Annotated in this window: 16 protein-coding genes and 1 pseudogene; 11 read left to right on the top strand and 6 right to left on the bottom strand. The window is 60.6% G+C overall.

Annotated features, from left to right (window positions below):
- Nucleotides 1–24 precede the first annotated feature (24 nt).
- Together DFS28_RS27500 and DFS28_RS27495 are read right to left on the bottom strand one after the other, a co-directional pair.
- On the bottom strand, nucleotides 25–480 hold the full coding sequence (locus tag DFS28_RS27500; RefSeq protein WP_111452290.1) for a (2Fe-2S)-binding protein: 456 nt from the start codon (nucleotides 478–480) through the stop codon (nucleotides 25–27).
- Nucleotides 481–727: 247 nt separating this feature from the next.
- Nucleotides 728–1,573, bottom strand: a complete 846-nt coding sequence (locus tag DFS28_RS27495; protein WP_111452289.1) for an oxidoreductase — start codon at nucleotides 1,571–1,573, stop codon at nucleotides 728–730.
- A 114-nt stretch (nucleotides 1,574–1,687) separates the two neighbouring features.
- Here DFS28_RS27495 and DFS28_RS27490 point away from each other — a divergent pair, with 114 nt between their 5' ends.
- Nucleotides 1,688–2,608: a LysR family transcriptional regulator gene (locus DFS28_RS27490; RefSeq protein WP_111452314.1), complete on the top strand. Its 921-nt coding sequence runs from the start codon at nucleotides 1,688–1,690 to the stop codon at nucleotides 2,606–2,608.
- Between the two features lie 72 nt (nucleotides 2,609–2,680).
- Here the strand turns inward: DFS28_RS27490 and DFS28_RS27485 are convergent, their stop codons facing one another.
- A complete protein-coding gene (locus tag DFS28_RS27485) occupies nucleotides 2,681–4,039 on the bottom strand; it encodes an FG-GAP repeat protein (protein ID WP_111452288.1) in 1,359 nt (452 codons plus the stop codon).
- A 182-nt stretch (nucleotides 4,040–4,221) separates the two neighbouring features.
- Between DFS28_RS27485 and DFS28_RS27480 the strand changes: the two genes are divergently transcribed.
- Nucleotides 4,222–4,725: a VOC family protein gene (locus DFS28_RS27480; RefSeq protein ID WP_111452287.1), complete on the top strand. Its 504-nt coding sequence runs from the start codon at nucleotides 4,222–4,224 to the stop codon at nucleotides 4,723–4,725.
- Nucleotides 4,726–4,760: 35 nt separating this feature from the next.
- A complete protein-coding gene (locus DFS28_RS27475; protein ID WP_111452286.1) occupies nucleotides 4,761–5,594 on the top strand; it encodes an AraC family transcriptional regulator in 834 nt (277 codons plus the stop codon).
- A 23-nt stretch (nucleotides 5,595–5,617) separates the two neighbouring features.
- Here the strand turns inward: DFS28_RS27475 and DFS28_RS27470 are convergent, their stop codons facing one another.
- The gene (locus DFS28_RS27470) at nucleotides 5,618–6,205 is read right to left on the bottom strand and encodes a LysE family translocator (protein WP_111452285.1); all 588 of its coding nucleotides are present in this window, start codon (nucleotides 6,203–6,205) and stop codon (nucleotides 5,618–5,620) included.
- 170 nt (nucleotides 6,206–6,375) lie between these two features.
- On the opposite strand from DFS28_RS27470, the gene DFS28_RS27465 reads away from it, so the two are divergent.
- From DFS28_RS27465 to DFS28_RS27435, 7 genes and pseudogenes are all read left to right on the top strand, one after another.
- Nucleotides 6,376–6,996, top strand: coding sequence for a LysE family translocator (locus DFS28_RS27465; protein ID WP_111452284.1), 621 nt, complete (start codon nucleotides 6,376–6,378; stop codon nucleotides 6,994–6,996).
- A gap of 178 nt (nucleotides 6,997–7,174) precedes the next feature.
- Entirely contained in the window at nucleotides 7,175–8,215 is a 1,041-nt protein-coding gene (locus DFS28_RS27460; RefSeq protein ID WP_111452283.1) for a DMT family transporter, read from the top strand.
- A gap of 80 nt (nucleotides 8,216–8,295) precedes the next feature.
- Nucleotides 8,296–9,378 (top strand): bifunctional transcriptional activator/DNA repair enzyme AdaA, encoded by a 1,083-nt coding sequence (locus DFS28_RS27455; protein WP_111452282.1) that lies wholly within the window; start codon nucleotides 8,296–8,298, stop codon nucleotides 9,376–9,378.
- A 42-nt stretch (nucleotides 9,379–9,420) separates the two neighbouring features.
- On the top strand, nucleotides 9,421–10,224 hold the full coding sequence (locus DFS28_RS27450; protein ID WP_111452281.1) for an isocitrate lyase/phosphoenolpyruvate mutase family protein: 804 nt from the start codon (nucleotides 9,421–9,423) through the stop codon (nucleotides 10,222–10,224).
- Nucleotides 10,225–10,228: 4 nt separating this feature from the next.
- On the top strand, nucleotides 10,229–10,846 hold the full coding sequence (locus DFS28_RS27445) for a DNA-3-methyladenine glycosylase (protein ID WP_111452280.1): 618 nt from the start codon (nucleotides 10,229–10,231) through the stop codon (nucleotides 10,844–10,846).
- 247 nt (nucleotides 10,847–11,093) lie between these two features.
- A complete protein-coding gene (locus tag DFS28_RS27440) occupies nucleotides 11,094–11,582 on the top strand; it encodes a GFA family protein (protein WP_111452279.1) in 489 nt (162 codons plus the stop codon).
- 14 nt (nucleotides 11,583–11,596) lie between these two features.
- Nucleotides 11,597–11,713, top strand: a pseudogene (locus DFS28_RS27435) (MipA/OmpV family protein); the annotation flags it as partial.
- A 91-nt stretch (nucleotides 11,714–11,804) separates the two neighbouring features.
- Here the strand turns inward: DFS28_RS27435 and DFS28_RS27430 are convergent.
- Entirely contained in the window at nucleotides 11,805–12,413 is a 609-nt protein-coding gene (locus tag DFS28_RS27430) for a tRNA-(ms[2]io[6]A)-hydroxylase (RefSeq protein WP_046032069.1), read from the bottom strand.
- Nucleotides 12,414–12,573: 160 nt separating this feature from the next.
- On the opposite strand from DFS28_RS27430, the gene DFS28_RS27425 reads away from it, so the two are divergent.
- A complete protein-coding gene (locus tag DFS28_RS27425) occupies nucleotides 12,574–13,437 on the top strand; it encodes a universal stress protein (protein ID WP_111452278.1) in 864 nt (287 codons plus the stop codon).
- 121 nt (nucleotides 13,438–13,558) lie between these two features.
- Here DFS28_RS27425 and DFS28_RS27420 read toward each other — a convergent pair whose 3' ends face one another.
- The gene (locus tag DFS28_RS27420) at nucleotides 13,559–14,029 is read right to left on the bottom strand and encodes a DUF1289 domain-containing protein (RefSeq protein ID WP_008149863.1); all 471 of its coding nucleotides are present in this window, start codon (nucleotides 14,027–14,029) and stop codon (nucleotides 13,559–13,561) included.
- Nucleotides 14,030–14,041: the final 12 nt, after the last annotated feature.

Here is a 14,041-nt window from a genome sequence, read left to right as displayed (position 1 = left end):
GTTCGGACTCCTGTCAACGTGGCATCAACCGATCTCGGCGGCGCGTTTGACCGCTGCGCGGATCCGCGGGTAGGTGCCGCAGCGGCAGATGTTGCCGGAGAGCGCCTGATCGATGTCGCTGTCGGTGGGCTTGGGAATTTTCGCCAGCAACGCGGCGGCCGACATGATCTGCCCGGACTGGCAATAGCCGCACTGCACCACATCGAGTTCGGCCCAGGCTTGTTGCACCGGGTGCGAACCGTCGTTGGACAGGCCTTCGATGGTGAGGATTTTTTGCCCATTGGCCACGGCTGTGGCGGGGGTGATACAGGAGCGTAGCGGCGCGCCGTCGACGTGCACGGTACAGGCGCCGCACTGGGCCATGCCGCAACCGAATTTGGTGCCGGTCAGGTGCGCGACATCGCGCAGGACCCACAGGAGCGGCATGTCTGCGGGGACATCCAGCACCTGGTCCTTGCCATTGATGTTGAGGGTCAGCATTGCGAATTTCCTCAGATTCACGGTGTTCTGAAAGGGCTCTCTCCGGCCTCCGCCGTTACGCCCTTTGTAGGAGCCGAGCTTGCTCGCGATGAACGATAACGCGGTGTGTCAGACCTGACGCCATCGCGAGCAAGCTCGGCTCCTACAAGGGCAGGGTTATCCCTACAGCTAAGCGCAAATTGCCGGGCGAGACCGGTTCATCGACCACCGGTCACACAAAGAAGACTGAAGTAACTCGGTTGAGGGCTTAGAAGTCGGTGGACACCGACAGCTCCCGCCACGTCTGCAACTCCTCAGCGACGAAGGTGTTCTTGGCTTCGATCGCTGCAACACAGTCGCTGCCCAGCGGTAAGCGCACCGGGGCTTTTTGCGCTTGCACCAGGGTGATCATGGCCTGGGCGAGCTTGTCCGGATCGCCAGGCTGATTCAGGGTCACGGCCTTGGCAATTTTGCGCACCTCACCCGCCGTGCTGTCGTAGTCAGCGATCGAAGCCGGGGATTCGACCAGCGAATTGCCTTCGAGGAACTCAGTCCGGAAGTAGCCGGGCTCGACAATGGTCACGTTGATGCCCAACGGTGCCAGCTCGGCGTGCAGCGCCTCGCTCAAGCCTTCGACGGCAAATTTGGTCGAGCAATAGACGCCAAAGCCCGGCCCCGACCTGTAGCCGCCCACCGATGAGAGATTGATCACATGTCCACGGCGAGCGGCGCGCATGTGCGGCAGGACGGCGCGCGTGACATTCAGCAAGCCGAAGACGTTGGTTTCGTACACGCGGCGCACTTCATCGGCGCTGGCTTCTTCCACCGCGCCGAGCACGCCGAAACCGGCGTTGTTGACCAGCACGTCAATGCGCCCGAAGTGCTCGATGGCCGCGTTGGCGACCGCAATACCCTGGGCTTCGTTGGTCACATCAAGGGTGGCGGCCAGCAAGTCTGGCCGCTCGCCAAAACGCTGGGTGATGCTGTTGGCGTCACGGGCGGTGGCGACCACCGCGTCGCCATTGGCCAGCGCGGCGGCAGCGATCTTGGCGCCGATACCGCGAGAAGCACCGGTGATGAGCCAGACACTTTTGAAGTGTAGGGAAGTGGTCATGATCGCGAATCCTTGTAGTCAGTTGGGGTAAGCACAAGGTACGCAGGAACATTGGTTGGAAAAATGCCCTCGTGTTACAAGCACTATGAAACGCTCTTTCATAATGGCGCCGATATGAATCACGACCCTTTCGACGGTTTGACCGAGTTTCTCGCGGTCGCCGAGCACAAAAGCTTCACCCTGGCCGCGACTCGGCTAGCCGTTACGCCCACCGCCGTCAGCCATGCGATCAAGCTCTTGGAACGACGCACCGGCGTGCTGCTGTTTCAGCGCACCACACGCCGAGTGGCGCTGACCGAAGCCGGCGCCAGTCTGTTTGCCCGCTTGCGTCCGGCGGCCAGTGAAATCGATGAAGCGCTGGCGGTGCTCAGCGGTTTCCGCGATCAGCCCATGGGCACGCTGCGACTCACAGCCCCGCGATTGTCCGGGGCCTTGTTGATGGAGCCGCTGATTCCGCTGTTCCGCGAGGCGTACCCGCAAGTCACCCTCGATATTTCCCTGGACGACGCCACGGTCGACCTGATGGCTGGCGGCTTCGATGCCGGGATTCGTCTGGGAGAGTCGATTGAAAAAGACATGATCGCAGTGCGCCTGACACCTGACCTGCAATGGTCGGTGGTGGGCTCCCCGGCGTACTTCGCCAAGACTGGCAAACCGGCCGTCCCGGAAGACCTGACCCGACACGAATGCATCGGCTTTCGTTTCTCGACCTCCGGCAGCGCACATCGCTGGGAGTTTCGCCGCGAGGGTCGGGACTTCACCGTGGGCGTCGAGGGCGGCGTGATCGTCAATGACCGCAGACTGTTGGTGGCGGCCGCTCGCAGCGGTTCGGGCCTGGCCTACGCCTGTGATCTGGAAATTGCCGAAGAGTTGGCGGATGGACGCCTGGAGCGGGTGCTGCAACCCTTCGTGCCACTCAGTTCGGCGTTATACCTGTACTTCCCCAGTCGCACCCAGACACAGCCAAAACTGCGGGCCTTTATTGATTTGGCCACCCGTTGGATCGCTGAAAAAGGTGGCCTGGGCCGCAGCTGAACCGTCACCTTCAGGCCTCACGACGCCGACCAGACCTTTGTCCAGCCGATGTTGCGCCGGAAGACGACACCATCAAGGTTGTTTCACGTAAGCCGCGCTGTACTTCTGATACTCACCAAAACCCGTCACTTCTGCGGCGCCGTTGAGCAATTGCAGGCGAAACAGCGGGTCGCCCTCGGGGTCCAGCGCTATGACGAGGTTGCCGGCGAGCAATGGGTACTGATGATGGACTTCAACGGGCGGATCCTTGAGCTGAAAAATGCTCAGGTTGATGTCTGCCATCTCGGGGCCGTTATCGATCGCCGGCACTACTTTGAGGGTCAGCTCGCCGACACGCCGATCCTGGACATTGCTCACGAGGTAGCGCCCTTCTCGCTGACTGTCTGCTACCCGCTCAAGTTTTTGCGCGGCCACCTTGAACGCGGTCGGCCTGACATTGATGCTCAATTGGCGGGAACCGTTGATCCACGTGCCGGTCTGGCTGCCCTGCTCGTTCGGCGTGCCTTCGACGAACCAGTTGCCGATCATCTGACCGTCGTCGTCCAGTTCACGCAGTACGATTCCGCCCTCTTCATAGGTATTGCCCACCAGCCGGATCGGTTGGCCGCTGCCGGTCTTGCCGTAGCGAACTTCCCCAACGTAGACATCACCCTGACGTTGCCACCACAGCTCAACGGGGATCTTGTCATCGAGGGTGCCGCGCAACATGACCGGCGCTTCACCGACGGGCCCCTCGAGTCGACGACGCTCCGTCCATTGGCCGGACTTCAGTTCACGATTGGTGACGTCCACATAGCCATAGGGCATGAACGGGCTGGCTTGCGAGGGCTTTTGCACCACCTCGGTTTTCTCGGCCACCTTCACAGGACGGTTGTCCTGTATCTGCCAGGTCGCGCTCTGGCGCCAGCAGCAGCCGCTTTTGGACTGGGTATGCAGGCTTTTGGTGACCGGATCGATGCCGAACATGCCCAGATTTTCGTCACGGGTCAGAGCGGAGAAGGACGAGCTCAACACGAGCGTCGGACTCTGGGGATCGAACAGATAGATGTCGTAGGAAGGGCCGCCATAGCCTGCATTATTGCCGTTGCGTACGGCCAGATCTTGTTGCCCATCGAAATTGAAATCGCCGAACAACAGCAGATTTTGATCGGCATACGCCAGGTTCCGGTCGAACTCCGAAGCTTTTCGGCCTGGCTTGAACAGGGCGAACGCTTCGGCTGACTCGATGCGCTGCACCACCTGCCCACCGGCCCTTTTGCGCAACGTAATCAGCGCAGGAGCGCCGTCGAAAGTCTGGGTCGGCGGCTGTGCAAACTGCACATCGATGACGTATTTCTTCGCGGGGTCTGTGAGGTGATACGTCAACGGCCCAGCGTTTACAGCAGCGGCAGCCAGCAGACAGGAAACAGCCAGTAATCGAGAGGTAACCATGAGGCAGAGCGTCCTTGCGGCAAACCAGGTCGGCAAGTCTAGCGGCTATCGGGTCATGCCGACATGTTTGATTCCATTGCCCAGGGAAACTCTTTCAACTTGTCGATCTACGGTACGGCCAGACGACCCGAGGCTGACTACGCTGAAAGTCCAGCCTGAGTAATCCGTAGAGGAGCTAAACCATGCACCGCGTTCAAAAACTCACGCCCTGCCTGTGGTTCGACGATCAAGCCGAGGAGGCCGCGAAGTTCTACTGTGCGATCTTCGATCATTCGAAAATCAGCGCCACCACCCACTACGGCAAGGCCGGTCAGGAGATTCACGGCAGGCCCGAAGGTTCGGTGATGACGGTCAGTTTCGAGCTGGACGGACAGAGTTTTACCGGCCTCAACGGCGGTCCGATATTCAAGTTCAATGAAGCGGTTTCATTTCAGGTCAATTGCCATACCCAGGAAGAAGTCGACCACTTCTGGGGGCGCCTGTCCGCGGGTGGTCCCGTTGAGGCCCAGCAATGCGGCTGGCTCAAGGACAAATTCGGCGTGTCGTGGCAGATCGTACCGGTGGCCCTGATGGACATGATGAAAGACCCTGACACGGCAAAATCCCAACGCGCCATGGCAGCGATGTTGCAGATGAAAAAACTCGATATCGCAGCGCTGCAACGAGCCTTTGACGGCGAGAGCTAATACACTTCGACGCTGACCTGCCGAGGACGCTGACCATGAAGCCCGCCGTTGCCAAAGACGCTGACAAAGCCCCGCGCTTCTGGCGCGACGACGCCCTGCCCTTCATCGAAGCCCGTTCCATCGCCGACGGCCGCGAGGTCTGTTACACCCGGCATTCTCACGAGCACTTTTCCATTGGTGCGATCACGGCCGGGCGCAGTACCTACCTCCACGAGCAATCGCAATTCCAGGTCAGTGCCGGCACCGTGGTGCTGATGAATCCCGGTGATGTCCACGCCTGCAATCCCATCGATGACCAACCGTGGTCGTACCTGATGCTGTACGTCGAGACGCCGTGGCTGACCGACTTGCAGCATCAGCTCGGCTTTGGCCGGGACCAGGCGTTTCGACGGTTTTCCATCACCCACACTCGCGACAGTGATCTGTATGCCGGTCTGAAAAGTGTGTACGACGTGTTGGTCGATGCGCAGCAAGACGTGTTGCGCAAGCAAAGCGCGGCGGTGGAGTTTTTCACCGATGTGCAACAGCGCCTCAACCCTGGTGACCAACCACTGCGCGAACCCAATTTCAAACTGGAACGGGCCGCCGAGTACATCCGCGACAACTGCACGCAACTGCTCAAGCTCGAAGACATTTGCGAGGCGGCTCAACTATCGCCGTCCTACCTGATCCGTGCGTTCAAGCAGCATTATGGAATGACGCCCCACGCCTTTCTGGTCAACCGGCGTATCCAGTTCGCCCGCGATCAACTGCGCAGCGGCAAGTTGATCGCCGATGTCGCGCTCGAAGCCGGGTTTGCTGATCAGGCGCATTTTCAGCGTGCGTTCAAACAACATCTGGCGGCGACACCGGGGCAGTATCGCGGCTGACTCCAACGACGCGATCCCTGTGCTTAAGGTATCAACAGGTACACCGCACTCACCGCCAGCAACAACGCCATACTCCGATTGAACAGACGCATGCCCGCCGGGTTACTCAGATAGCCGCGTAAAAACGTCCCGGCATAGGCCCAGCAGCCAACGGACAGGTAGCAAATCACCAGATACACCGCCGCAAACTGCCAGACCAGCCGCGCCTCGCCATCCGCCACAAAAGCGCCCATCCCGGCCACGCAGGCCAGCCAGGCTTTCGGGTTGAGCCATTGCATGACCGCGCCGTACAACATAGACGGCGCACGGCCTGACTCCTTCGCCTGCAGATCTCCCTTGTCGGCGGCTAACTTGAAGGCCATGTACAACAGGAACGCCACCCCCGCCCATTGCACCCCCAGCGTCAGCTCTGGCCAGCGCTGCAACACCTCATGCAGCCCTAATCCCATCAACACCAACAACACGACGAAACCCAGCGTCGCCCCGGCCACATGCCGTTGACTGGCGCGGAAACCAAACTGCGCGCCGGAACTCAACGCCACGATGTTCACCGGCCCTGGCGTTATCGAGGCCACCAGTGCAAACGCCGCCATCGAGATAATCAGACTCATCACAGACCTTCTTCAATTCAGTTGAACGAGGCCTCAAGGTAAAGAGCGACCTGAGGGCTGTATTGAACAAAACACCCCTCAGCTGTACCGCGACCGCCGTCCACCACTGTATGGGTCAAGCCACCCCGGGCCTGTGATAAAAATACCGTTCCCGCTTTTGGAGCCCCGCCATGGACCTCGCGACCCTCACCCTGTTTCTTCCCGCCTGCTTCGCCCTGAACATGGCGCCTGGGCCGAACAACCTGTTGTCGGTCAGCAACTCGACTCGCTACGGCTATCGAATCGCCTGTGTCGCCGGGATCGGTCGGCTGTTCGCGTTCGCCGGCATGATCGCCCTCGCGTCGGCGGGGCTGGCGGTGGTGCTGCAAACGTCGGAATTGTTGTTCTACGGGATCAAGATTCTGGGGGCGGCGTACCTGCTCTACCTCGCCTGGCAATTGTGGCGCGCCGATCCCGGGACGGAAAACGTGGTGGCGGGCGCGCCGGTGGGGATGTTGGCGTTGGCGCGGCAGGAGTTCCTGGTGGCGGCCGGTAATCCGAAAGCGATCCTGATCTTCACCGCGTTCCTGCCGCAGTTCGTCGACTCGACCCAAGCCGTATCGCCGCAATTCGCCGTGTTGGGCGCGTTGTTCCTGGCGCTGGAATGGATCGCCATCGGTGCCTACGCCTACATGGGCCTGCACATGCGCCGCTGGTTCGCCGAACCCCGGGGCAAGCGGATGTTCAATCGTTGCTGCGCGGGACTGTTGTCAGCGGCGGCTTCGGTGTTGCTGATGGCGCGTCGGGCCTGAACTCTATCTATAAACTGTGTGCGAGCCTGCTCGCGATAGCGGTCTGTCAGTCAGTCAGTCAACATCATTATTGAATGTAAAGCCGCTATCGCGAGCAGGCTCGCTCCCACAGTAGAATGTTGTTGGCCACGAAATTTGTGCAGTACTCGCCCACTCCCCAACTCACCACAGGCCCTCAATGAACCTGAACATCGTCTACGCCCTTGGCGCTGCCGCTCTTTTTGGCGCGAGTACGCCATTGGCCAAGTTGCTGGGCCTGAACCTTTCGCCAATCCTTTTGGCCGGCTTGTTGTACCTGGGCAGCGGCTTGGGCCTGACGCTCGTTAGACTGTTGCGTGACCGAGGCTGGCAGCCCAGCGGGCTGAAATCGTCGGAGTGGCCATGGCTGATCGGTGCCATCGCTTTTGGCGGTGTGCTCGGGCCGGTGGCGCTGATGTTCGGTTTGACCCTGACCTCCGGCGCCACGGCCTCGCTGATGCTCAACCTCGAATCGGTATTGACCGCCGTGCTGGCCTGGGTGGTATTCAAGGAGAACGCTGACCGGCGCATCGTCGCCGGAATGCTGGCAATCGTCGCCGGCGGCTTGCTGCTGGCCTGGCCCCAGAACCCGGCGCAATCACAGGGCTGGATCGGACCGCTGGCGGTAGCGCTGGCCTGCGTGTGCTGGGCGATCGATAACAACCTGACGCGCAAGGTATCGGCTTCGGATGCGCTGTTTATTGCCGGCATCAAGGGGTTGGTCGCCGGGGCGGTGAACTGTTCTCTGGCGCTGCTGCTCGGCGCAACACTGCCGCACATGACGGTGCTGGGGCCTACGTTGATCGTGGGTTTCCTGGGGTATGGCATCAGCCTGGTGTTGTTCGTTCTGGCACTCCGGGGCCTGGGCACTGCTCGTACCGGCGCCTACTTTTCCACGGCACCTTTCCTCGGCGCGGCAATCGCCATCCTGCTGCTGAACGAACCCGTCACGCTGACATTTTGGGCCGCTTCGCTGTTGATGGGCCTTGGGGTATGGATTCACCTCAAGGAAAGTCATGCCCATGAGCATCAACATGAGGCGCTCAAGCATGCTCATCGCCACGTGCATGACGAGCATCATCAACATGAACACTCGCTCCAGTGGGACGGGACCGAACCCCACAGTCACGAACATCAACACACGCCGCTGCGCCACAGCCATCCACATTTTCCGGACATCCATCACCGACATAAGCATTAGGCAGCCCTTATGACGAATGGCTGGAATTCTCTGTCGATTTTCCGGTGGAGGCGCTGGGCGACGCGGCTTATGCTCGGCCCATGAACCTACAAAACGCTTTGCTTCCGCCTCACGCCGAGATGGTTCGCGCCATGCTCGAACGAGACACCGCCTACGAGGGGGTGTTCTTTACCGCGGTCAAAACCACCGGCATCTTCTGTCGCCCCAGTTGCACGGCGCGCAAGCCGAAACCGGAGAACGTCGAGTTCTTCGCCCATGCCGATGAGTGCATGTCCGCGGGCTATCGCGCCTGTCTGCGCTGCAAACCGCTGGACGCGGCGGCCATCGCGCCGGACTGGGTTCAGCGGCTGCTCAAATCGGTGGATGCCGACCCCGAGCAGCGCTGGACCGATGCGCAGCTGCTGGCCGAAGGCATCGAACCGCTGAAACTGCGCCGCTGGTTCAAGCAGCATTTCGGCATGACCTTCCACGCCTGGCTACGTACCCGACGCCTCGGCATGGCGTTGGGCGGGATCAAACAGGGCGATTCCATCGACAACGCGGCGTTCGATTCGGGCTACGAGTCCCTGAGCGGGTTTCGCGATGCGTTTCAAAAGTCCTTCAACATCACGCCCGGCCGCGCCGCCAACAGCGAGCCGCTGCTGTTCACTCGCCTGACCACACCGCTGGGGCCGATGATCGCCATGGCCGAACGACGCGGGCTGGTGCTGCTGGAGTTTCTTGATCGGCCAGCGCTGACCAAGGAAGTGGAAGCATTGCAGAATCGATACGGCTATGCCGTCGCGCCAGGACATAACGCGCATTTGCAGCAGATTGAAGCCGAACTGACGCAGTATTTCGCCGGCAAACTCACTGACTTCAAGGTTCCACTACACTTGCCTGGCAGCGATTTCGCCCGACAAGTCTGGGCCGAACTGGCGAAGATCCCGTACGGCCAGACCAGCACTTACGGCGCCATTGCGGCGCTATTGGGCAAACCCGGCGCCAGTCGCGCCGTGGGCCTGGCCAACGGACATAACCGTCTCTCGATTGTCGTGCCCTGTCACCGGGTGATCGGCACCGACGGCTCGTTGACCGGCTATGGTGGAGGACAACCGCGCAAGGCGTTCTTGCTCAGGCTGGAAAAAGCGGCGGTGCAGATCACGCAACCACTCGCATTCTGATCATTTGCAGGTTTCTCAAAAAGTCATAAGGAAGGACATTCGATGGACACGCCATTTCACCAACTGCACCACGACGGCTTGCTGATCCTCACCAATGTCGCCGATGCCGCCGGGGCGCGCATCGTGGAACAGTTGGGCTGTAAAGCCGTCGCCACCAGCAGCGCGGCAGTCGCCTGGGCTCACGGTTATCCGGACGGCAACGCCCTGCCCCTTGAGCGCCTGGTATCGACGGTCGAGTCCATCGCCCGGGTGATCTCGGTGCCGTTGACCGTGGACATCGAGGCCGGCTATTCCGATGACTTGACGCGGGTGGCCCAAGTGATTGATGCCGTCATCGCGGCCGGCGCGGTGGGGATCAACATCGAGGACGGTGCTTCCCCGCCCGAGCTGTTGGTGCGCAAGATCGAAGTCGCTCGTCAGGTGGCCGAACGTCGCGGCGTGAAGCTGTTCATCAATGCCCGCACCGATGTGTACCTCAAGAGTCTGGTGCCCGCCGAAGATCGCGTGGCCGAGACGCTCAAGCGCGCCGCGTTGTATCAGGCGGCCGGTGCCGATGGTTTGTTCGCGGCTGGCGTCACGGCTGAGTACGAGATCGCTGCGCTGTGCCAAGGCACTCCGTTGCCGTTGAACGTCCTCGGGCTCCCCGGCTTGCCATCGCCTGAAGAGCTGAAAGCCCTCGGCGTACGCCGTTTGAGTGCAGGTTCGCGCATCGCTGAGTTTCTGTATGGCGCCATGGGCGCACTGGCCAAGAGCTTTCTGGAAACAGGGACACTCGACAGCCGTGACCTGAAGGCCCTCACCTATGGCGAGGTGAACGCCCTGTTGGCGCCGTCCGGGAAAACTTGAGCCCATGCCCGACGCCTATCTGCCCGCTACCGAGTTCTTATCGTCCATCGATGAGGACTGGCGTCGCCACATCGCCGCCGTCGGCCCTTGCCTGCATCAGCCCCATGCGGCTCGCGATCCTTATGAGTCGCTGGTGCGGGCGATTGCCTACCAGCAACTGCATGCGAAGGCCGGGGATGCGATTGTCGGTCGATTGATCGCGTTGTTTGGGACGGGTACGTTCCCGAGGCCTGAACACGTTGTCGCGACCGGGTTCGATCAACTACGCAGTTGCGGGTTTTCCGCCAGCAAGATCGCGACCATTCAGGGCATTGCCCAAGCGGCGCTGGACGGTGTGGTACCGGATTACGCCACGGCACTGGCCATGGAGGATGAGGCGCTGATCGAGCGGTTGATTACCTTGCGTGGGGTTGGGCGCTGGACGGTTGAGATGTTGCTGATCTACAGCCTGGAACGGCCGGATATTTTGCCCGCCGATGATTTTGGAGTGCGTGAGGGGTATCGGCGGATGAAGGGGCTCGAGGTGCAGCCGACACGCAAGCAGATGATTGAGATCGGGTTGGCGTGGAGTCCTTATCGGACGGTGGCTGCCTGGTATTTGTGGCGGATGACCGGCAAGTAGACCGCGTTATCGTTCTTCGCGAGCAAGCCCGCTCCCACATTTGAAATGCATTCCCCTGTGGGAGCGAGCCTGCTCGCGATGGGGCCTGCACAGCCACCGCATATCCGACGCCATCACACTCACTTATGGGCAATGACTTCCCCCAAACCCGACGCAGGTTGACCCGACGACGCGATTCTCGTACCGGTGGAGGGGCGCTGAAGGTCTAGGCTGTCTTGGGTAAGTTCCAGACCTGTCGGAGGTTCCCATGCAGCTCGAAGGTTCCTGCCATTGCGGCGCGGTGTCGTTCAGTTTGACCAGCGCCCACCCCTACCCGTATCAGCGTTGTTACTGCTCGATCTGTCGCAAGACTCAGGGTGGTGGCGGCTACGCGATCAACCTGGGTGGCGATGCCGACAGCCTTAAGGTACGCGGTCGCAAGCACATCGCGATTTATCACGCACGACTCAAGGACGAAGGTGATAAACGCGCCCACAGCAGCACCGCCGAGCGGAATTTCTGTTCGCTGTGCGGTTCAGGCTTGTGGCTGTTCAGCCCCGAATGGCCGGAGCTGATTCACCCGTTTGCCTCTGCCATCGACACCCCGCTGCCGGTGCCACCGGAGCACACGCACTTGATGCTCGGTTCCAAGGCACCGTGGGTGGAAGTCGAAGCGCATCCTGCGGATCAGCAGTTCGACGTCTATCCCGAAGAATCCATCGCCGAGTGGCATGAGCGCCTGGGTTTGAGCCGCTAAGCCGGTTCACAGTCTTTGACATTTCGACGGTGCTGGCCGTGCAGTATCTGGCCAACGATGCGGCGGACAGTCCGATTGTTGTGCGGCGGATGCAGGCTTCACTGGCTGGGCAGGTGGTGTACACCTTTTGACGTTGCGGTATTGCTGATGGCCTCTTCGCGGGCAAGCCCACTCCCACAGGGGTTTGTGCCGGTCGCATAATTTGAGTACGACTCGAAAGCGTCAGGCGGCCGCTGGCACACCGCTGTGGAAACGAAACTCCACGTCCGGTGACTCGATCAGCTCTTGCTCGGCAGCGCGGACCTTGTCGATCACCTGGGCGATGTCCTTGGCGTCACCGTACTGGTAGGCCAGTTTCAGGTAACCCTGAAAATGTCGGGCCTCACTCTTCAGCAGGCCGAAATAGAACTTGCCCAGTTCTTCGTCCAGATGCGGCACCAGCGCTTCAAAACGCTCGCAGCTACGGGCTTCGATGAAGGCGCCGACCACCAGGGTGTCCACCAGTTTGACCGGCTCGTGGCTGCGCACCACTTTGCGCAGGCCCGAAGCGTAGCGCCCGGCGGACAGCTGACGCAGCTCGATCTTGCGCTTTTTCATCAGGCGCATGACCTGTTCGTGGTGCACCAGCTCTTCCCGGGCCAGACGCGACATCAGGTTGATCAGATCGACGTGTGAGTGGTACTTGGCGATCAGGCTCAACGCGGTACTGGCGGCCTTGAATTCACAGTTTTTGTGATCGATCAGCAGGGTTTCCTGATCAGCCAGCGCGGCCTGAACCCAGCCATCGGGGGTGCGGCAGCCGAGGAACTCGTGAATTTCGGGAAGGATCATGGGGCTCACGGATAAGAGGTTCAAAATCGAAGGGCGCCGATTATACCGGCCTGCCGGCAGACCACCAGTCGCGACCGTTGATATACATCAAGTCCCGAATGGCCAGCCAGCAACTATAGTTGTCCAACGCAGTATTTTTTACTTCATGGAGATCCCGATCATGCAAGCCATTCGCAGCATTCTGGTGGTCCTCGAACCCGAACACTCGGAAAGCCTGGCGCTCAAACGGGCCAAGCTGATTGCCGGCGTGACCCAGGCTCATCTACACCTGCTGGTCTGCGACCGCAAGCATGACCACAGCGGCATGTTGGGCGTGCTCAAGGCCGCGCTGATCGAGGACGGCTACAGCGTCACCACCGAGCAGGCCTGGAACGAAAGCCTGCACGAAACCATTGTCGATGTGCAGCAAGCTGAAGGCTGTGGACTGGTGATCAAGCAGCATTACCCCGACAGTCCACTGAAAAAAGCCCTGCTGACCCCGGCGGACTGGAAACTGCTGCGTTACTGCCCGACGCCGGTGCTGCTGGTCAAAACCTCGAAACCGTGGACTGGCGGGGTCATTCTGGCGGCAATCGATGTCGGCAATACCGATGGCGAACACCGCACCTTGCACGCTTGCATCGTCGATCACGGTTACGACATCGCCAGCCTGGCCAAGGCCCATTTGCACGTGGTCAGCGCCCATCCGTCGCCGATGCTGTCGGCGGCCGACCCGACGTTGCAACTCAGCGAAACCATCGAGGCGCGCTATCGCGAGCAGTGCAAATCGTTTCAGGCCGAGTTCGACATTGATGACGAGCACCTGCATATCGAGGAAGGTCCGGCGGATGTGTTGATTCCGTTCATGGCCCACAAGCTGCAAGCGGCGGTGACGGTAATCGGTACTGTGGCTCGGTCCGGGTTGTCAGGGGCGTTGATCGGGAATACGGCGGAGGTGGTGCTGGATGCGGTGGAGAGCGACGTGCTGGTGCTGAAGCCGGATACGATCATGGATCATCTGGAGGAGATCGTGACCCAGCATTGATATAGGCAGCGCCAATAAGGACGCCTTCGCGGGCAAGCCACGCTCCCACAAGGTTTGTGTCGATCACAACCATTGTGCACGACACAACCCCTGTGGGAGCGTGGCTTGCCCGCGAAGCTTTTCAGCCGCCGAAGGCGTCTTTGAGGAAACCGGGGGCAATGTAGCGCTGGTAATGCGCCTCGGAGAGCAAAAAGAACTCCCGATCAATGGCATCCCGCAGTTCCGGAAGGTTCCAGTCGCGAAACTCCGGCATCAGCACCATCCCGTAGGCTTCCAGGTTATTGATGACCCGCGCGCCCCGGGCGATCAACTGGTACGCCCAGCAATATTCCGACTGATGCGGCACAAAGCGGATCTTGCGCTGCTCCAGCTGCAGGCGCAGGCGCTGGGGATCGAAAACTTCAAGCTTGCTGGCCATCACCTGGGACAGCAGCAGCTCAAGACGCAGCCACACCGCGCGTTTTTCCTCCTCGTTGTAACCATTCCAGTTGATCACTTCATGGTGGAAACGCTTGCAGCCACGACACACCAAATCACCGTAAACAGTGGAGCAGAGGCCGACGCAGGGGGTCTTGATGGTCTGATTGGGCATAGGTTGGGAGAG

It is taken from the genome of Pseudomonas sp. 478 (assembly GCF_003254125.1).
GTDB lineage: Bacteria > Pseudomonadota > Gammaproteobacteria > Pseudomonadales > Pseudomonadaceae > Aquipseudomonas.
The sequence above is the reverse complement of the archived record's forward strand: the minus strand, read 5'-3'. Positions and strand labels throughout refer to the sequence as shown.